This window comes from Burkholderia sp. BCC1977, assembly GCF_905339595.1.
In the GTDB taxonomy this organism is placed as follows: domain Bacteria; phylum Pseudomonadota; class Gammaproteobacteria; order Burkholderiales; family Burkholderiaceae; genus Burkholderia.
Window position 1 is genome coordinate 360,484 of record NZ_CAJPGQ010000002.1, and the last position, 18,630, is coordinate 379,113.

Annotated in this window: 14 protein-coding genes; 8 read left to right on the plus strand and 6 right to left on the minus strand. The window is 67.5% G+C overall.

Annotated elements, in window-relative coordinates:
• Positions 1-42 precede the first annotated feature (42 nt).
• Positions 43-1,236: an O-succinylhomoserine sulfhydrylase gene (locus U5771_RS03585; protein ID WP_057924140.1), complete on the plus strand. Its 1,194-nt coding sequence runs from the start codon at positions 43-45 to the stop codon at positions 1,234-1,236.
• Positions 1,237-1,341: 105 nt separating this feature from the next.
• Here U5771_RS03585 and U5771_RS03590 read toward each other — a convergent pair whose 3' ends face one another.
• Genes U5771_RS03590 through U5771_RS03600 form a run of 3 tightly spaced genes read right to left on the minus strand, consistent with a single transcriptional unit; the run spans position 1,342 to position 4,440 of the window.
• Positions 1,342-2,307, minus strand: coding sequence for an NAD-dependent epimerase/dehydratase family protein (locus U5771_RS03590; RefSeq protein ID WP_322022684.1), 966 nt, complete (start codon positions 2,305-2,307; stop codon positions 1,342-1,344).
• Positions 2,294-3,340, minus strand: a complete 1,047-nt coding sequence (gene gmd, locus U5771_RS03595) for a GDP-mannose 4,6-dehydratase (protein WP_322022685.1) — start codon at positions 3,338-3,340, stop codon at positions 2,294-2,296. Before gmd ends, U5771_RS03590 begins: the two co-directional genes overlap by 14 nt.
• Before the next feature lie 35 nt (positions 3,341-3,375).
• Positions 3,376-4,440 (minus strand): acyltransferase, encoded by a 1,065-nt coding sequence (locus tag U5771_RS03600; RefSeq protein ID WP_322022686.1) that lies wholly within the window; start codon positions 4,438-4,440, stop codon positions 3,376-3,378.
• 492 nt (positions 4,441-4,932) lie between these two features.
• Between U5771_RS03600 and U5771_RS03605 the strand changes: the two genes are divergently transcribed.
• The 3 genes from U5771_RS03605 to U5771_RS03615 are packed head-to-tail and all read left to right on the plus strand — an operon-like array spanning position 4,933 to position 11,100.
• The gene (locus U5771_RS03605; RefSeq protein ID WP_322022711.1) at positions 4,933-7,125 is read left to right on the plus strand and encodes a hypothetical protein; all 2,193 of its coding nucleotides are present in this window, start codon (positions 4,933-4,935) and stop codon (positions 7,123-7,125) included.
• Between the two features lie 46 nt (positions 7,126-7,171).
• Entirely contained in the window at positions 7,172-8,638 is a 1,467-nt protein-coding gene (locus U5771_RS03610; RefSeq protein ID WP_322022687.1) for a flippase, read from the plus strand.
• Positions 8,635-11,100, plus strand: a complete 2,466-nt coding sequence (locus tag U5771_RS03615) for a glycosyltransferase family 4 protein (protein WP_322022688.1) — start codon at positions 8,635-8,637, stop codon at positions 11,098-11,100. The genes U5771_RS03610 and U5771_RS03615 overlap by 4 nt, the downstream gene beginning before the upstream one ends.
• A gap of 532 nt (positions 11,101-11,632) precedes the next feature.
• On the opposite strand, the gene U5771_RS03620 is transcribed toward U5771_RS03615, so the two are convergent.
• A complete protein-coding gene (locus U5771_RS03620) occupies positions 11,633-12,808 on the minus strand; it encodes an acyltransferase (protein ID WP_322022689.1) in 1,176 nt (391 codons plus the stop codon).
• Between the two features lie 105 nt (positions 12,809-12,913).
• Here U5771_RS03620 and U5771_RS03625 point away from each other — a divergent pair, with 105 nt between their 5' ends.
• The gene (locus tag U5771_RS03625; protein ID WP_322022712.1) at positions 12,914-13,165 is read left to right on the plus strand and encodes a hypothetical protein; all 252 of its coding nucleotides are present in this window, start codon (positions 12,914-12,916) and stop codon (positions 13,163-13,165) included.
• Positions 13,166-13,393: 228 nt separating this feature from the next.
• On the plus strand, positions 13,394-14,281 hold the full coding sequence (gene galU / locus U5771_RS03630) for a UTP--glucose-1-phosphate uridylyltransferase GalU (protein ID WP_322022690.1): 888 nt from the start codon (positions 13,394-13,396) through the stop codon (positions 14,279-14,281).
• Between the two features lie 522 nt (positions 14,282-14,803).
• Here galU and U5771_RS03635 read toward each other — a convergent pair.
• Positions 14,804-15,922 (minus strand): acyltransferase, encoded by a 1,119-nt coding sequence (locus tag U5771_RS03635; protein ID WP_322022691.1) that lies wholly within the window; start codon positions 15,920-15,922, stop codon positions 14,804-14,806.
• 268 nt (positions 15,923-16,190) lie between these two features.
• Here U5771_RS03635 and U5771_RS03640 point away from each other — a divergent pair, with 268 nt between their 5' ends.
• Together U5771_RS03640 and U5771_RS03645 are read left to right on the plus strand one after the other, a co-directional pair.
• Positions 16,191-16,640, plus strand: a complete 450-nt coding sequence (locus U5771_RS03640) for an HU family DNA-binding protein (RefSeq protein ID WP_011548077.1) — start codon at positions 16,191-16,193, stop codon at positions 16,638-16,640.
• Between the two features lie 248 nt (positions 16,641-16,888).
• Positions 16,889-17,689 (plus strand): aminoglycoside adenylyltransferase family protein, encoded by an 801-nt coding sequence (locus U5771_RS03645; protein WP_322022692.1) that lies wholly within the window; start codon positions 16,889-16,891, stop codon positions 17,687-17,689.
• A 139-nt stretch (positions 17,690-17,828) separates the two neighbouring features.
• Here the strand turns inward: U5771_RS03645 and U5771_RS03650 are convergent, their stop codons facing one another.
• Entirely contained in the window at positions 17,829-18,302 is a 474-nt protein-coding gene (locus U5771_RS03650) for a VOC family protein (protein ID WP_322022693.1), read from the minus strand.
• Positions 18,303-18,630: the final 328 nt, after the last annotated feature.

The following is an 18,630-nucleotide window of genomic DNA, read 5'->3' on the forward strand; positions in this document are numbered from 1 at the left end:
TGCATGACCGTCGGCGCGCCCCTTGAATACGGAAAACGGAACATGGACGACTCCCTCAACTTCGACACGCTCGCCGTGCGCGCGGGCACGCTGCGCAGCAGCGACTTCAACGAGCACTCGGAAGCGCTGTTCCTCACGTCGAGCTTCTGCTTCACGAGCGCGGCTGAGGCGGCCGAGCGCTTCGCGAATTCGGAAGACTATTTCACCTATTCGCGCTTCACGAACCCGACCGTCACCATGTTCCAGGATCGTCTCGCCGCGCTCGAAGGCGGCGAGGCCTGCATCGCGACGGCGTCGGGCATGGCCGCGATCATGTCGGTCGTGATGTCCGCGCTGCAGGCGGGCGATCACCTCGTCAGCTCGCGCAGCCTGTTCGGCTCGACGCTCGGGATGTTCTCGCAGATCTTCAGCAAGTTCGGCATCACGACGACCTTCGTCGATCCGACCGACCTGAACGCGTGGCAGGAAGCGGTGCGGCCCGAGACGAAGATGTTCTTCCTCGAGACGCCGTCGAACCCGCTGACCGAACTCGCCGACATCGAGGCGATCGGCAAGATCGCGAAGGCAGCGAACGCGCTGTTCGTCGTCGACAACTGTTTCTGCAGCCCGGTGCTGCAGCAGCCGCTGAAGCTCGGCGCGGACGTCGTGATGCACTCCGCGACGAAGTTCCTCGACGGGCAGGGCCGCGTGCTCGGCGGCGCGCTGGTCGGCTCCAAGGAATTCATCATGGGCAAGGTGTTCCCGTTCGTGCGCAGCGCGGGCCCGACGTTGTCGGCGTTCAACGCGTGGGTGCTGCTGAAGGGGATGGAGACGCTGTCGCTGCGCGTCGAGAAGCAGTCGGCGAACGCGCTGGAAATCGCGCGCTGGCTCGATTCGCATCCGGCCGTCGCGCGCGTGTTCTATCCGGGGCTCGAATCGCATCCGCAGCACGCACTCGCGAAGCGTCAGCAGAAGGCGGGCGGCGCGATCGTATCGTTCGAGCTGAAGGGCGACACGCCGGAGCAGCAGCGCGCGAACGCGTGGCGCGTGATCGACAGCACGAAGCTGATCTCGATCACCGGCAACCTCGGCGACACGCGCACGACGATCACGCATCCGGCGACGACGACGCACGCGCGCATCACACCGGAAGCGCGTGCGGCCGCGGGGATCACCGAAGGGCTGATCCGCCTCGCGGTCGGCCTGGAGAATGCGGGCGACCTGCGCAACGATCTCGCGCGCGGCCTCGAGGGCTGAGCACGGCGGCACCGATTCCAGGGCCGACATGACGACGGGCCGCTCAGATCGAGCGGCCCGTTTTCTTTGAGGCTGGAGACGAAAACGCGCGTCGTGTTGCCGGAATCAGCCGGCCTGCCCGGGCTCCGGCACGTCGCGCAGCGCTTCCATCATCCAGCGCAGCGTGTCGTCGAGCGGCGTCACGGGCAGTTCGCCCACCGCGCGCCGCAGCTTGTCGCGCGACCCGCTCAGGCGCTTTACTTCGTTGTGCCGCACGAAACGCGGATCGATCGTCACGTCGATCACGTAGCCGGCGATTCGCGACAGCATCGCCAGCACTTCCTTCAGCGAATACGCGCGCTCCGAGCAGATGTTGAACGTCTCGCCGGCCGGCGCGGCTTCGAGCAGCTTCAGGTAGGCGGCCGTCACGTCGCGCACGTCGGAGAAATCGCGGCTCACGTCGAGATTGCCGAGCGAAATGCGCGGCGCGTTGCGCGCATAGTGCGACACGAGCTTCGGCAGCAGATACGCATCGCCCTGGCCGACACCCGTGTAGTTGAACGGCCGCGCGATCACGATCGGCAGCCGGTCGGCCCACAGCTTCGCCGCAAATTCCATCGCGAGCTTGCTGACCGCGTAGTCGTTCGCGGGCGCGGGCGCGATGCTCTCGTCGAGCACGCCGGCCGTCGAATTGCCGTAGATGTTCGCGCTGCTGGCGAGCAGCACCGCCGACGGGCGGCGGTCGAGGCCCGCGAGCGCGGCCAGCAGGTTGCGCGTGCCGACTATGTTGACCGCGTAGGTCTGCGACGGCTCGTCTTGCGCGACGTGCGCACGCGCGGCGAGATGCACGACCGCATCGGGCCGCGCATCGGCGGCCGCCGCGCGCATCGCGTTCGCGTCGACCAGGTCGACCGGCAGCAGCGTGCAGTTCGCGAACGCCGGATCGTCCGGCCGCGCCGCGCCGGGCGCCACGGTGCCCCACACGTCGTAGCCGGCCGCCTCGAGGCGCTGCGCCATGTAGCGGCCGGTGAAGCCCGTCAGGCCCGTGACGAATGCACGGCGCGACGGGCGTCCGGCATCAGTACGTGTCATGGTGACGATTCCGCGTCAGATCGGCTTCGACCATCATCTGGCAAAGCTGTTCGAGCGTCGTTTCCGGCGCCCAGCCCAGCTTGGATCTGGCCTTGTCCGCGCAGCCGATCAGCAGGTCGACTTCGGCAGGGCGGTAGAACTTCGGATTCACTTCGACGAGCACGTTGCCGTTCGAGGCATCGAGGCCGCGTTCCTGCTCGCCCTTGCCGGTCCATTCGATCTGGTAGCCGGCGGCCGCGAACGCCATCTGCACGAAGTCGCGCACGGTCTCGGTGCGGTTGGTCGCGAGCACGTAGGTGTCGGGTTCGTCGACCTGCAGCATCCGCCACATCCCTTCGACGTATTCGAGCGCGAAGCCCCAGTCGCGCTTCGCGTCGAGGTTGCCGAGCTCGAGCCTGGTCGCCTTGCCGAGCTTGATCTTCGCGACCGTGTCGGTGATCTTGCGCGTGACGAACTCGCGGCCGCGCAGCGGCGATTCGTGGTTGAACAGGATGCCGCTGCAGCCGAACAGGTCGTAGGACTCGCGGTAATTCACGGTCATCCAGTGCGCGTACAGCTTCGCGACACCGTACGGGCTGCGCGGGTAGAACGCGGTCGTTTCGGTCTGCGGGATCGCCTGCACCTTGCCGAACATCTCGGACGTCGATGCCTGGTAGAAGCGCGTCTTCGGGCTCACCACGCGGATCGCCTCGAGCAGGTTCAGCGGGCCGATGCCGGTGACCTCGGCGGTCGTCGCCGGCTGGTCGAACGACACGCCGACGAAGCTCTGCGCGGCCAGGTTGTACAGCTCGTCGGGCTGCGTGCGTTCGAGCAGCCGCAGGCTGGAGCCGGCATCCGTCAGGTCGTGCTCGACGAGCGACAGGTTCGGGTGCGTGTCGACGCCGAGCTCGGCGATGCGCCAGAAGTTCACCGAGCTGGTGCGGCGGTAGGTGCCCGTGACCTCGTAGCCCTTGTCGAGCAGCAGCTTGGTCAGGTAGGCGCCGTCCTGCCCGGTGATCCCCGTGATGATGGCCTTCTTGCGAGTTTGGCTCATGGCAATGTCCTGGTCGAAACGATGGATTGAGAAATTCAGGCGGTCGTGCGCGCGGCGGCGGGCACCGCGCTGCGCACGGGGCCGCGCGTCAGGCGCCGCTCGAAGCCGTACCAGCTCAGGGTGGCGTACGCGAGCGTGATGGCGAGCGCGAGCGCGGCCGTGACGAAGCGGTTCAGGTGCAGCGGCCACAGCGCGTACAGCACGCTCAGGTGAATCAGGTAGACGGTGTAGCTGACGGTGCCGACGTACACGAGCAGCGGGTTCGTCAGCACACGCTGCACGAGGCCGCGTCCGCGCAGTGCGATCACGACGATCGACGTGCACAGCAGCAGCGAGATGCTGTAGAGCGCGGCGTTCGACAGCGGCGTGTTCGCCGCGCGGAAACGCGGGAACGACAGGTGCAGCCAGCCGAGGATCGCGAGCGACACGAGCGCGCCTGCGATCGCGAGCGGATAGAACGGTTCCAGCGCGCGCCGGTCGCGGCGCAGCACGATCGCGAGCAGCGCGCCCGCGGCGAGCAGGTCCATCCGGAACGGCGTCAGGTAGTAGATCGGCCAGAACGAATCGAACCACGGCGTCGCGATCGCGCGCAGCACGGGTGCCGCGACGATCAGCGCGGCGGCGATCCACAGCAGCGCGCGTTCCGAACACCACAGCACGATGAACGGCCAGAAGATGTAGAACTGCTCCTCGACGGCGAGCGACCACAGCACGTTCAGGCTGTCGTGGCCGATGCTGCCGAGCGACAGCCCGATGTTGGTCGAGAAGAACGCGAACCACGGCCAGTGCGGCAGCCAGCTCGCGCCGAACAGCAGCGTCGACACGACCAGCAGCAGCACGTACGGCGGCAGGATCCGGCGCACGCGGCGCGCGTAGAAGTGGCTGAAGTACGACTGCCCGCGCGCCTTGCGATCGAGCAGGATGCCCGTGATCAGCAGGCCGCTCAGCACGAAGAACAGGTCGACGCCCATCCACAGCGGCGCCTTCAGCGCGTGTTGCAGGAACACGGCGCCGACCGCGATCGCGCGCAGCCCGTCGAGCTGCACGATGCGGCCGTGTTGCGGCGGGGCGAGGTCGACGGTGCGCGAGATGCCCGTCATCGCGCCGCTCCTTCGCGACGCGCGGTCGATACCGTGGCGCGCCGCGCATCCGATGCGTGAACGTAATGCATGCGTTTAAATGAAATATTGAATCGAAATCGATTCTAGGGAAAAGAAATCGGCAAAAAAACGCATGTCGTTTATCTGGCTGAAAACATTCAAATGCCGGTCGTTTTAATCGCCAGATGAAAGGTTTGCAGGCTGTGCGCCCCGTCGGGCGGGCCGGAGCGGCATTTTCTACGGATCGCCGCGCGAAAGGCGGTCGATATTGCCGCTTCGCCGGGCCGGTTTCACGCTGTTCCGACTCGATATTTCAGGCGGAAACATCCCCAAATATTTCCAATTTTCTTGTGATTATTTTTGCTTGTAACCTGCATCGCGACGTTTGAAACCCATTTAGCGACAGGTCATCCGGGCACGCAGCACGCCGCGGCGCCGGTCGCTTCCGCATCGAGTCTGGAGAGCGCATTGCGACGTCTGATTCTGGTTGGCATGACGATATGCGCGGCGCTGTCCGCGAGCGCCGTATCGGCCGAGACCGTGTTGCCCGCGACCACGTCGTGGATCGGCAACACGTTCGGCTATGGCGACGGCAGCTGGACGCAGATCGACATTCGTGCGATCGCGGTGACGCCCGACGGCAAGGTGTATACGAACGCGCCGTGGGACGAGAGCGGTGCCGAGGCGAGCGTCTACCAGGACGGGAAGATGCTCGGCTTCGCCGGCGGCACGCACGGCTGGGGCAACCTCGGCGGCAACGCCGTCGCGGTGAACGGCAAGTATGCGTACGTCGCGATCGGCGTCGGCAACGAGCGCGGCCACCTGCAGTCGCCCGGCATCTGGCCGGACAAGGGCAAGCAGTGGTACGGCATCTCGCGGCGCACGATCGGCGACATGAAGCAGCCCGCGCCGTTCCGCGCGGCGCCGCAGGTGGCCCCCGGCGGGCGTGCCGATGCCGGCCGGGCGCGGATGGCCGCGAGCTTCATGGTGATGAACGAGGTGGCGGCTCCCGCGCGGTCGGAGGTGGGCGAGCTGAAGGCGGAAGTGGGCGGCCTCGCGGCCGACGACAAGACGCTGTTCGCGACGAATCCTGCGCATGACGAAGTCGACGTGTTCGACGCCGAAACGATGCAGAAGAAAGGCACGTGGAATGCACACGAGCCGGGCCGCATCGCGCTCGCCGGCGACGGCACGCTGTGGCTGCTCGCCGATACGGTCAGCGGGCCCGCGCGCCTCGTGCACGTGCGTGCGGACGGCCGCAAGCTCGACGACGCGCCCGCGCTGCCCGAGGGTGCCGAGGCGGTGGACGTCGCGGTCGACGCGAAAGGGCGCGTGCTGGTCGCGGACAACGGCCCGCGCCAGCAGGTGCTGATCTACTCGAAGGGCGGCAAGGGCTACGCGCCGTCCGGCACGCTCGGCGAGCGCGGCGGGATCTTCGCGGGCCCCGTGCCGGGCCGCCCCGGGCCGCAGCGCTTCAACGGGCTGACGGGCGTGGGCGTCGATCGCGCGGGCAACGTGTACGTGTCGATGAACGGCATCGGGCCGCGCCACGACACGATCGGCGCGGGGCTCGGCGCCGTGCTCGAAAGCTACGCGCCGGACGGCAAGCTGCGCTGGCAGGTGCAGGGGCTGCTGTTCGTCGACGGCGCGTGGCTCGATCCGGCGCGGCCGAACAGCGTGTACACGGGCAACAAGCGCTTCGAGCTCGACCTGTCGAAGCCGCCCGGCCAGGACTGGAAATACGCCGGCTTCCTGTCGAACCGCTTCAAGTATCCGGACGATCCCGTGTTTCACACGGACCAGTACCCCGGCATGCCGTTCGCGCGGCGTATCGACGGCCGCACGTTCCTGTACCTGACCGACATGTACGCCGATCACCTGAAGATCTACCGCTTCGACGCGAAGCGCGACGGCGAGGTCGCGATTCCGTCGGGGCTGATCGCGGGCCGCGGGCGGCCGGTCGACAAGGTGCCGAACAAGCCGCCGGGCGGCGACTGGATCTGGCGCGACACGAACGGCAACGGCCGGCTCGACGAGGACGAGTTCACGACCAACACGACGGGCAAGGCGAAGGCGGGCGGTTGGGGCTGGTGGGTCGACACGAAGGGCGACATCTGGCGCACGAGCGACGTGCGCGGCATTCATCGCTTCAGCTACGGCGGTGTCGACAAGGCCGGCAACCCGATCTACGCGTACGACAAGGTCACGACCTATCCGATGCCGCAGCCGTTCACGCAGCTGCGCCGCGCGATCTACGAGCCGCAGACGGACACGCTGTACGTGACGGGCTACACGGCCGACGCGCCGCCGCAGCCGGGCATCAACAAGGAAGTCGGCCGCGTGCTGATGCGCTTCGACAAGTGGTCGACCGGCTCGCCGGTGGTGCGCTACACGGTCGCGCTGCCGTGGCAGCTCGACGCGAAGCCGATCCTCGACCTGATCGGGATCACGGTCGAAGGCCGCTACATCTTCACGGTGGAGCCGGTCGGCAAGATCCACGTGTACGACAAGGAAACCGGCAAGGAAGTCGGCGTGATGAGCCCGGGCGCCGAGGTCGGCAAGGCGTCGGGCTGGGTCGACGTGCCGTTCGGCATCAGCGCGTTCCGGCGCGAGAACGGCGAATACCTGGTGTTCGTCGAGGAAGACGCACGCGGCAAGGTGCTGATGTATCGCTGGAAACCGTGACGGGCGGCGCGCCGTCGTCGCAGTCGCCGTCACACAAGGCAGAAGCATGGACAAAGGCATACTCAAGAACGTATCGATCAACTTCATCGGGCTGATCCTGCCGACCTTCGTGTCGCTGGTGACGGTGCCCGCGTATATCCACGCACTGGGCGTCGAACGCTACGGCGTCGTCAGCCTGGTGTGGACGCTGATCGGCTATTTCGGGATCCTCGATCTCGGGATGAGCATGGCCGCGCAGAACCACATCTCGAAGGCGCTCGCGAGCGGCAACGCGGACGAAAGCGCCCGCGTGTTCTGGAGCGCGTTCTGGCTGAACCTCGGCACCGGCATCGCCGGCGGCCTGCTGATCTATTTCGGCGCGTTCGTCTACACCGCGTATTTCACGAAGGTGTCGGCGGCGATGCAGCACGAGGTGTATCTCGCGCTGCCGTGGCTCGCGCTCGCGATTCCGCTCGCGAACGTGTCGTGGGTGTTCGCCGGCGCGATCAACGGCGCCGAGCGGTTCGGCGTGTTCAACACGAACCAGACGATCGGCACGTTCCTGTTCCAGCTGCTGCCGCTCGGCGCGGCGTGGTGGATCGCGCCGAACCTGCAGACGGTGCTGGCGGCGGCGGTCGTCGCGCGGCTGATCGCGGCGGTGATGCTCGGTCAAGCGAGCATCAAGGTGCTCGGGATCCGGCGCATCGATCCGCCGCAGTGGGGCACCGCGAAAGGGCTGTTCAACTTCGGCGGCTGGATGCTGATCGCGAGCATGGCGAGCATGATCGCCGACACGCTCGACCGCGTGATGCTCGGCGCCGGCATGGGCGCGAAGTTCGTCACCTACTACACGGTGCCGCAGAACCTCGTCACGCGGCTGAACATGCTGCCGAACGCGCTGGTGCGCACGCTGTTTCCGCGCCTGTCGGCGGTCGGTCGCGATCATGCCGACACGCTCGCGCGCCAGTCGCTCGAATTCCTGAACGGCGTGTTCACGCCGGTCGGCATCGTCGCGATCTTCGCGCTCGCGCCGTTCCTCACGCTGTGGGTCGGCGCCGATCTCGCCGCGCATTCCGCGCCGGTCGGCCGCGTGCTGGTGATCAGCGTATGGCTCGTCGGCCAGGCGAGCGTCACGCGGATCCTGATCCAGTCGCAGGTCAACCCGGCGCGCGCCGCGTTCGCCGGGCTCGTCGAGATGCCGTTCTTCGTCGGCGGCCTGTGGTTCGGCATTCACCACTACGGGCTGATCGGCGCGGCGGTGGTCGTCGCGACGCGCGCGCTGGTCGACTACGGCGTGCTGCTTTACCTGTCGGCGATCCGGATGCGCGCGATCGTGCTCGACATGCTCGCGCATCTCGCCTTCCTGCTCGCGAGCCTGTTTCTCGCGCAAGCGTGGTCGGGGCTCGGCGAGTCGATCGGCCTCTGCGCGGTCGTGCTGGCGCTGAACCTGGCGTGGTCGTTCACGATGACGCCGGTCCTGCGCGCGCTGGTGCGCGACCTGTTCGTCCGTCTCAATGCGAGGAAAACCACATGAATCGCGATCTGGCGGAACACGCCATCCTGAACCTCGCCACGGCCGATGCCGCCGTGGCCGAAGCCGGCGACGCCGTCGCGCTGCGCCGGACCGAACCGGCCGCACAGGCGGGCGCGCGCGATGCGTCGCGCCCGCTGCGCGTGGCGATCGTCCACGACTGGCTCGTCACGTACGCCGGCGCCGAGCGCGTGCTCGAACAGATCGTCGCGTGCTTTCCCGACGCGGACCTGTTCAGCCTCGTCGATTTTCTCGACGATCGCGCGTTCGTGCGCGGCAAGCCGGTGACGACCTCGTTCATCCAGAAGCTGCCGTTCGCGCGCACCAAGTACCGCAGCTACCTGCCGCTGATGCCGCTCGCGATCGAGCAGCTCGACGTGTCGGACTACGACCTCGTGATCTCCAGCAGCCATGCGGTCGCGAAGGGCGTGCTGACGGGCCCGGACCAGATGCACATCAGCTACGTGCATTCGCCGATCCGCTATGCGTGGGACCTGCAGCACCAGTATCTGGAACAGTCGAACCTCACGCACGGGCCGAAATCGCTGCTCGCGCGGATGATCCTGCACTACATCCGCAACTGGGACACGCGCACCGCGAATGCGGTGGACGGCTTCGTCGCGAACTCCGCGTTCATCGCGCGGCGCATCCGCAAGGTCTATCACCGCGACGCGGCGGTGATCTTCCCGCCGGTCGACGTGGACGGCTTCTCGCTGAACGAGGTGAAGGACGATTTCTACCTGACCGCGTCGCGGATGGTGCCGTACAAGAAGATCGACCTGATCGTCGAGGCCTTCTCGCGCACGCCGGAGCGCAAGCTCGTCGTGATCGGCGACGGCCCGGAGATGCAGAAGATCCGCGCGAAGGCCGGCCCGAACGTCGAGATCATGGGTTACCAGCCGTTCGCGGTGCTGCACGACCGGATGCGGCGCGCGAAGGCGTTCGTGTTCGCGGCCGAGGAGGATTTCGGGATCTCGGTGGTCGAGGCGCAGGCATGCGGCACGCCGGTGATCGCGTACGGCAAGGGCGGCGCGCTCGAGACCGTGCTCGAACCGCGCTCGCACGCGAATCCGACCGGGCTGTTCTTCGACGAACAGACGCCGCACGCGATCGTCGCGGCGGTCGACGATTTCGAGCGCGCGCCGCAGCGCTTTTCGGCGCACGCGTGCCGCGCGAATGCGGAGCGGTTCTCCGCCGACACGTTCCGGCGGCGCTTTCTCGACTATGTGGAGGCGGCGCTGCCCGGCGCGACCGCGCAGCGCGGCACGGCCGTCGCGCCGATGCCGGCCGCGCGCGGCCCGGCGACGCTCGTGCTGGACCAGAGCGGCGTGCTCGGCGGCGCGGAGCTGTCGCTGCTGGAGATCATGAAGCACATGCGCGCGAATGCCGACGTGCTGCTGTTCGACGACGGCCCGTTCCGCGCGGCGCTCGACGAGATCGGCGCGCGCGTTGACGTGCTCGACCAGGGCGCGCTCGCCGGGGTGCGCAAGCAGGGCGGCGTGTCGGCCGGCGCGCTGAAGCAGCTTTACACGCTCGTGCGCGACGTCGCACGGCGCGCACGCCGCGCCGAGGTGATCTACGCGAACACGCAGCGCGCGATGGTGGTCGCGGCGCTGGCCGGGCGGCTCGCGCGCAAGCCGGTGGTCTGGCACCTGCGCGACATCGTCAGCGGCGATCACTTCGGCAGCAAGCAGCTGATGGCGATCAAGTACTGCGCGCGGTTCGGCGTCACGCGCGTGATCGCGAATTCCGACGCGTCCGCGCAGGCATTTCGTGCGCTGACGGGCTTCACGCCGCAGCACGTCGACGTCGTGTTCAACGGCATTTCGGCCGAACCGTTCGACGCGCTGGATAACGCCAGCCAGGCCGCGCTGCGCGCGCGCTTCGGGCTGCCCGAGCATGCCTGGCTGGTCGGCTCGTTCAGCCGCCTCGCGCACTGGAAGGGGCAGCATCTGCTGCTGGAGGCCGCGGCACGCCATCCCGACCTGCACGTGGTGCTGGTCGGCGCGCCGCTGTTCGGCGAGGACGACTACGCGGCGCAGCTGCACGAGATCGTCGCGCGTCACGGGATGGACGACCGCGTCCATTTCCTCGGCTTCCAGCGCGACGTGGCCGCGTGCATGAAGGCGGTCGACGTGGTCGCGCATACGTCGATCACGCCGGAGCCGTTCGGGCGCGTGATCGTCGAGGGCATGCTCGCGCGGCGGCCGGTGGTCGCGGCCCGCGCGGGCGGGGTCGTCGAGATCATCGAGGACGGTGAAAACGGGCTGCTGTGCGAGCCGGGCAACGCGGCCGCGCTGGCCGACGCGCTGGGACGGCTGCAGCACGACGCCGCGCTGCGCGAGCGGCTGGTCGTGAGCGGGCGGGCGACCGCGGTGCGCCGGTTCGGCACCGAAACCTATGTGGAGCGGGTCGAGAAGATCCTCGCGGATACGGCGAAGGCCGCGAAGGCGAAGAAGCGGTAGGTGGCAGCCGGCGGCGGCGCGCGAAGCGTGTCGCCGTGAACCGGCGGAACCCGGCCCTCATGCGGCGTTGCGCTGCATGGGGGCTTTGCGTTTTGGGCGGAGCCGAGCCTGTCGCGCGCCGGGCGCGCCGCACGTTACGAATCCGTCGCCTGCGCACAGGCGAGCGATTGCGTGAGCGGCGGAATCCGGGCGGGACTCGGTCGCAGGATCGGGGCCGCAACGACGATGCGGTCGGGCGGCGGCGCGATGCGTCGCGGCGTGCGTGAATCCGGCCGCCGCCCGGACCGGAATCGCTTCGTGGGACGCCAGGAGCGGCGCTGTGTGGTCCTGCCGTGGATCGAATGAGGGGTTGGGCGATGCGACGGTCGTGCAGCCGCCCAGGCCGCGCATGACGCCGCGGCTTACGCACTTCGGTACGTCGTACCCGCCGCGCCCCGCCGCGCACATGCATCCTCGCGACCGTCCTGCCCATGAAAAGGCCCCCGCGCGGCCTGACGCCGGGCGGGGGCCGTGAGCGCGCGAACGGCGCCGTTCAGACGGCCCGTTCGGTTGCCGGTGCGACGACGCGGGCGGTGCGCGCCGGCTTCAGGCTGGCCGACCACGTCATCGCGGGGCGTTCGAACAGCCGGTAGAACACGTAGGCGACCGGAATCGCGGCGGCCATGAACGCGATCGACGGCCAGATCGACAGTTGCAGTTCGGAGTGGAACAGCACCGAGCCGAGACAGACGAACAGCGGCAGATGGATCAGGTACAGCGAGTAGCTGAAGTCGCCGAACCAGCCGAGCACGCGCAGCAGCGGCGTCGGGCGCGGCGGGCAGGCGAGCGCGCGGTACAGGAAGCACGCGAAGCCGGCCGCCCACAGCTGGAACGCGCCGTACTGGCCGAAATGGAACGCGCCGCAGCCCGCGGCCAGCAGCACGGCGGCCGCGAGATACCACGCGCGCGACGGCACGGCGGCCGCGCCGCGCGCCGGCTGCGCGCGCACGTCGGCGATCCACGCGCCGACCGTCCAGGACAGCCAGTACGACGTGAAGAACTGCAGGTCGTGCCGTTCGAGCAGCCACGCCGACGCGACGTTGACGAGCGCGACGCTCGCCACGATGGCCGGCATGCCGATGCGCCGGCGCAGCGCGAACAGCAGCGGGTAGATCACATAGAACTGCACTTCGAGCGACAGCGTCCACAACGCGCCGTTCGACCCGTACGTGTAGCCGGCGACGCCCTGCAGCGAGAACAGGTTCACGAGGAACGCGGTGATGCCGACATCGCGGATCTTGTGGCTGACCGGCGCGATCTGCAGGCTGACCGCGTCCATCGCGAACGTGAACAGCAGCGCGGCGAGCAGCACCGGGTAGATGCGCGCGAAGCGGCGCGCCCAGAAGTTCGGCGCGTCGAGCCGGTACGCGGGGTTGGCCGCGAGCTTGAGCGCCGCGTTGCGGTGGATGCAGTAGCCGCTGATCACGAAGAAGATCGGCACGCCGGCGGATCCCCACGCGAACGGGAAGGTCAGGTAGCCGGCGATCACGCTCGGGTTCAGGGCGTGACCGTAAGCGTGATGGAAGCTCTGCATGCCGACCCAGACGACCTGGCGGCAATGGAAATAGGCGACGAGCAGCGCCGCGAACCCGCGCATCGCGTCGATCACGTGTTCCTTGTGGTCGGCGACGGGCGGCGCGGTCAAAGACGATCCGCTGAAAGCTTGCATGCGATTCGATTCCTTGCGACGGATGAAGGGGATGGTCCAATCGTAATGCGCAAGAATTCGATCGAATGAATAAAAAAATCTCGCCGGGAAATAATGGTATTTCAGATGGCGGTTTTATTCCGGTCTGAAAGCGGTTTCGCCGCCGCCACAATTATTTGCCGATTTTTTTCTGATAGTTTGAAGCTCCAGTTGATTGATGCAAGGAGCGGCAAGATGGACATGCATTGGATCGCGAGCGCGGCAGTACTGCTGGTCATGGCCGTGCTGTCGGCGTACCGCGAGGCGCTGAAGAACGAGCCGATTCGCCCGGGTCTCGAGCGGGGCGGCGTCCCGTATATCGAAGAATTCGAATCGTAAGAATTTGTATCCGGAAAATCGGTAATTTGTTTCTGCCTCGGCGCCGGGTTCGGCAATATCGACCGGGTTCGCGGATTATCTCTTTTCCGGAAACATGGGCAATCTGTCCATATCGAAAATGAGCGGAGTGGAATTGGCCGTGCCGCCGGTTCTCGATATGCCGTTCGGAAAACAATCGCGCCGGGTCGCCCAGCGACGCGGCGCAGTCAACGCAATCAGGATGCGAACATGTTGAAAGTCACCAGGGCCGTGTTCCCCGTTGCCGGTCTCGGCACGCGATTCCTCCCGGCAACGAAGGCGAGCCCGAAGGAAATGCTGCCTGTCGTCGACAAGCCGCTGATCCAGTACGCGGTCGAGGAGGCGATCAACGCCGGTATCACCGAGATGATCTTCGTGACCGGGCGCAGCAAGCGCGCGATCGAGGATCATTTCGACAAGTCGTACGAGATCGAGGCCGAACTCGAGGCGCGCGGCAAGGAAAAGCTGCTCGAACTCGTGCGCGGCATCAAGCCGAGCCACGTGAACTGCTTCTACGTGCGCCAGCCGGAAGCGCTCGGTCTCGGCCATGCGGTGCTGTGCGCGGAAAAGCTCGTGCACGGCGAGCCGTTCGCGGTGATTCTCGCCGACGACCTGCTGCACGGCGAACAGCCGGTGCTCAAGCAGCTCGTCGACGTGTTCGACCACTATCACAGCTCGGTGATCGGGGTCGAGACGATTCCGCGCGAGGACAGCCGCTCGTACGGCGTCATCGAAGGCCGCGAGTGGGAAGAGGACATCATCAAGCTGTCGGGCATCATCGAGAAGCCGGCGCCGGAAGACGCGCCGTCGAACCTCGGCGTGGTCGGCCGCTACGTGTTCATGCCGACGATCTTCGATCACCTGCGCCGGCTCAAGCCGGGCGCGGGCGGTGAGCTGCAGCTCACCGACGCCGTCCAGTCGCTGCTCGCGAACGAACAGGTGCTCGCGTATCGCTACTACGGCACGCGTTTCGATTGCGGCAGCAAGATCGGCTACCTCAAGGCGACCGTCGAACTCGCGCTCCAGCATCCGGAAGTGAGCCGCGAATTCGAGGCGTACCTGCGTACCTGCCTGCCCGCGCTGGCTGCTGTCGCATAAGCAGCCGCGCTGCTCCGTTGTTTCAGGTGGTGGTTGTTCCGTTGGCCCCGGCTGCCTTGTGCGTCGGGGCTTTTTTGCGGGCGGACGGGCGATGCGCAAGCGTGGGGTGGCGGGTAATCCTTGGTGCTGAATCCGGACGGGTTCGACGGGTGCGGGCGCGACGATTCCGGTTTGTCGCCGGGCGGCGATGCCGGCTCGCGTGCGCGTCGGATCCCGGGCACCGTGGCCGTGAACCGGTGACGACGCGTCGGCCGCGTACGGCCTGATGAACGACGGTTGGGCGGTGCGATAGCTGTCGATGCCGGGTCGGCGCGTCGATTCGCAAGGGCGGTCGATGGCGCATCCCCGTGCCGCAGGGGAGCGTTTGTCCGCGTTTGTCCGCCGCTGTAACGCGCGTCTCGGACTGATGGCCGCACCATCTCGGCGCGTGGCATCGCCGGCGCCGACGCACATTTTCCGGTTGCGCCGTGTCCGTCCCGGTGTCCCGTTCAGCGCGGCGACGTAACCGTCCCGGTTTCCTTCTCAGCGTGGCGACGTGCCCGGCCGTGCGACGAAGTACCGGGCCAGCAGCGCGGCGATCGGCTTCTTGAAGTCGAGCAGGCGCCTTTCCAGATAGCGCCAGGACAGATGCGCGAGCAGCACGGCGAGCGTGAACTGCAGCAGTTCCGGCAGCACGTCCCTGACGATTCCGGGCATCGGCACGTGCGCGAGCAGCGTTGGCATCTCGCCGAAACGCGCCGGAATCAGGTTGTGGAACAGGTAGAAGCCGTAGCTGATCGTGCCGAGATAGACGAGCGGCGCCCAGTCGAGCAGCGCCACGGCCGGGTGGTCGGGTTCGGTGACGATCCACAGCAGCAGCGCGCCGAGCGACGCGGACAGGCCGAGATCCGCGAGCCCCGTGACGACGTCCGGCAGCGTCGTGAACGCGGGCAGCGCGAGGAAGAACGCGACGCCGGCGGCGCCGAGCCAGCCGGGCGGAATGCGGCGGACGACGGCCGCGCCGCGATCGCCGAGCGCCATCGCACCGACGCCGCCCAGCGCGATCAGCGCGAAATTCCACGGGGAGAATGCGTAGATCAGCACCGGCGATGCGTCGACGGCGTAGAGCGCGAGATGGGCGAGCGCGCACAGCGCGACGGCCGCGATGCCGAGCGCGACGTGGCGCGCGGCCGGCACCGCGAGCAGCGTGAGCGGTGCAATCAGATAGAACTGCTGCTCAACCGCGAGGCTCCAGAAGTGCGACGTGGAGCCCGGCCAGCCGTCCTTGACGACGCCGATCCAGTAATTCGACAGGAACGCGGCGTGCCACGCGATCCCGAGATTGACGCCGCGCTGGTAGAACAGCGCGTGCGCGATCGCGAGCGCGGCGAGCAGCAGGTAGTAGACGGGAAAGATCCGCAGCGCGCGCTTCGCGAGGAACAGCGCCAACGCATGGCGGCGCGTCATCGTGCCGCACTCGATCGCCTGACGGTTGCGATGCAGTTCGCCGACGATCAGGAATCCGCTGATGAAGAAGAACGTCCACACACCGAGCTTGCCCACGTCGACAGCGAGGACGTGGCCCTTGTGGGACAGGAAAACGAGGATGACGGCGATGGCTCGCAGGCCGTCGAGTCCTTTGACGTATCTGACTTCGCGCATGAAGGCATCCGGGGCACTGAGCGAGGTCAGTATAGGTGCGCAAATATCGAACGTAATTCGCGTTCGGACGCGTTTCGACGTATACGTGAAGGCGTTTTTCGATGCTCGAGCGTCGTTGAAGTCGGTCACGCGCAACAAAACCTGCGGGAAACCCCGCGAAAACGCATAAAAGTACTGCACGAAGCGTCACGGCGCTTGTAGAATCCGGCGTTGAAGCGCGCGCGTTGCACGCTTCGTGTATCCAACGACCACACCTGGTAGGAGAAACATGGCGACTTCCGCAAAAAAGGTGGCCAAGAAGGCTGCCGCACCGGCCACCAAGAAAGTGGCTGCCAAAAAGGCTGCGCCCGCGAAGAAAGTAGTGGCAAAGAAGGCTGTCGCGAAGGCAGCACCGGCCGCTCCGACGCCGCTGAAGGACAAGTTCACGAAGGCATCGCTCGCAACGCACATCGCTGAGCGCGCAGCTGTCGAAGTGAAGGCGGTCAAGGCAGTGCTCGTCGCACTCGAGAACGTCGTGCTGGGCTCGGTTCACAAGAAGGGCGCAGGCGAGTTCACGCTGCCGGGTCTGCTGAAGATCACGGCGCAAGTCGTGCCGGCGAAGAAGAAGCGCTTCGGCAAGGATCCGTTCACGGGCGAAGAGCGCTGGTTCCCGGCAAAGCCGGCCAGCGTGCGCGTGAAGGCACGTGCGCTGAAGAAGCTGAAGGACGCGGCTGCGTAATGCCGCGTAACGGCCGCCGAATGCATGTCGGCGGCCGTTGCGAAGTCCGACGATCCCCGCACGCGAAAGCGTGCGGGGATTTTTATTGGTGCGCAAATCACGCAGCGGCTTCGGCGTCGCGCCGCGCGGATGCGGTGTGACGGAATGCATATCCGGTACCGCGGGCCGCTTGCGCGGATGGCCGGATCGTCGCGTTCGCGCCGACGCGCCGCTTTGCATCGCCGCACGTTGCGCGCGGGTCTCGCGTCATGAATGCCGCGACCGTACCCGCCGGGATCGCCGACCAGGTGGCTGCCGCGTGCGCCGCGCTCGAACGGCATCTCGGCACCACGCTGCAGGCGATGCATCTGTTCGGCTCGGCGCTCGACGGCGGGGTGAAACCGCGCAGCGACATCGACCTGCTGGTGACGGTTGCCGCATCGCCGGGCGAAGCGGTGCGACGCGCGCTGATGCTCGACTTGCTCGACGTGTCCGCGCCGCCGGGGAGCGTGGCGCACATGCGCGCGCTGGAAGTGACCGTCGTCGTGCGCGGCGACGTCGTGCCGTGGCGTTATCCGGCCCGGCGCGAGCTGCCGTTCGGCGAATGGCTGCGCCGCGATCTGCGCGCGGGCATCGTCGAGCCGGCGTGCGTCGATCACGATCCGGCGATTCTGTTGACGAAGGTGCGGCAGCACGACGTTGCGCTGCGCGGGCCGCGCGCGGCCGCGTGGTTCGACGCGGTGCCCGCGCGCGACTTCGCCGCCGCGCTTCTCGCCACCGTTGCGCAGTGGCACGCCGAGCCGGACTGGCGCGGCGACGAATGCAACGTCGTGCTCGCGCTCGCACGCATCTGGTACAGCGCCGCGACCGGCAGGATCGCGCCGAAGGACGTCGCCGCGGCCTGGGTGCTGGAACGCCTGCCCGACGCGTACCGGCCCGTTCTGTCGGCCGCGCGTGCCGTCTATCTGCGCGGCGATGGTGACGGCGACGATGCGCTGCTGTCCGGCGAACCGGTCGCCGCATTCGTGCGCTACGCGCGCCGGATCGTCGAAGCGATGCTGTCGGCGTAGTGGCGCGCGAACGGTCGCGGCCTGCGATTGCGTCGCGGCGCGATGCAATCCCGTCGACGGCTGCGGTCATGCGCCGATCGCACGGGTTCCACCGACGTGCCGATGCCCCGCGAAGGACGCGCCCGCGCTCGTGGCTTCGTCAGCCCGCCGTGCCGGCGTATGCGGCCTGCAGCGCGGCGACGTCGAACTTCGTCATCTGCATCATGGCCGCGGCCACGCGCGCCGCCTTGACCGCGTCGCGGTCGGCCATCATCGGAATCAGTGCGTCCGGGACGATCTGCCACGAGACGCCGAAGCGGTCCCGCAGCCAGCCGCAGCCGTCGGCCGTGCCGCCGTTGTCGAGCAGCGCGCTCCAGTAGCGGTCGAGTTCCGCCTGGTCGCCGCAACTGATCATCAGCGAGATCGCGTGGTTGAACGTCTCGGTGCGCGGGTGGCTCATCGCGATGAACGGCTGCCCGAACAGCTCGAACTCGACCATCCGGGTGCCGCCGGTGCCGGCGACCGCCGTGACGCGCACGACGCGCGAGTTCGGGAAAATGCCCGCATAGAAGGCCGCGGCTTCTTCGGCTTCCGTCGCGTACCAGAGGAACGGCGTGATCTTCTGAATCGTCATGGAGCGTCTCCTGTCGGGTGTCGGTGAGGAGCGGCGCAATCCGCGTGCCGCCATCGATACGACGGACGAAGCCTGTCGAAATCGACACGTCGAAGCATAGTGCTTCGCGTCGCGGTATCGAAATCGGCAGGGCGGACGGACATGCGTCCGTTGCGACGCCGGAACCTCCTGTCACGCGTCAGGGGTGATATGGCGGGGCGCGGTGGCGGCCGGGGCGGCGTGCGCCTGACCGGCCGTATGCCGCCGTCGGACAGTGACGGGTATCCGGATGCCTCCGGACAGGCTTCCTGCGCTCGACAGGCGGCCCAGGCGCCGCTCGTGGCCGGTT

Excerpts from the sequence above, each read along its gene's own strand:
- U5771_RS03585 (WP_057924140.1), top strand. The coding sequence starts at position 43 with ATGGACGACTCCCTCAACTTCGACACGCTCGCCGTGCGCGCGGGCACG.
- U5771_RS03590 (WP_322022684.1), bottom strand. The coding sequence starts at position 2,307 with ATGACACGTACTGATGCCGGACGCCCGTCGCGCCGTGCATTCGTCACG.
- gmd (WP_322022685.1), bottom strand. The coding sequence starts at position 3,340 with ATGAGCCAAACTCGCAAGAAGGCCATCATCACGGGGATCACCGGGCAG.
- U5771_RS03600 (WP_322022686.1), bottom strand. The coding sequence starts at position 4,440 with ATGACGGGCATCTCGCGCACCGTCGACCTCGCCCCGCCGCAACACGGC.
- U5771_RS03605 (WP_322022711.1), top strand. The coding sequence starts at position 4,933 with ATGACGATATGCGCGGCGCTGTCCGCGAGCGCCGTATCGGCCGAGACC.
- U5771_RS03610 (WP_322022687.1), top strand. The coding sequence starts at position 7,172 with ATGGACAAAGGCATACTCAAGAACGTATCGATCAACTTCATCGGGCTG.
- U5771_RS03615 (WP_322022688.1), top strand. The coding sequence starts at position 8,635 with ATGAATCGCGATCTGGCGGAACACGCCATCCTGAACCTCGCCACGGCC.
- U5771_RS03620 (WP_322022689.1), bottom strand. The coding sequence starts at position 12,808 with ATGCAAGCTTTCAGCGGATCGTCTTTGACCGCGCCGCCCGTCGCCGAC.
- U5771_RS03625 (WP_322022712.1), top strand. The coding sequence starts at position 12,914 with ATGGCGGTTTTATTCCGGTCTGAAAGCGGTTTCGCCGCCGCCACAATT.
- galU (WP_322022690.1), top strand. The coding sequence starts at position 13,394 with ATGTTGAAAGTCACCAGGGCCGTGTTCCCCGTTGCCGGTCTCGGCACG.
- U5771_RS03635 (WP_322022691.1), bottom strand. The coding sequence starts at position 15,922 with ATGCGCGAAGTCAGATACGTCAAAGGACTCGACGGCCTGCGAGCCATC.
- U5771_RS03640 (WP_011548077.1), top strand. The coding sequence starts at position 16,191 with ATGGCGACTTCCGCAAAAAAGGTGGCCAAGAAGGCTGCCGCACCGGCC.
- U5771_RS03645 (WP_322022692.1), top strand. The coding sequence starts at position 16,889 with ATGAATGCCGCGACCGTACCCGCCGGGATCGCCGACCAGGTGGCTGCC.
- U5771_RS03650 (WP_322022693.1), bottom strand. The coding sequence starts at position 18,302 with ATGACGATTCAGAAGATCACGCCGTTCCTCTGGTACGCGACGGAAGCC.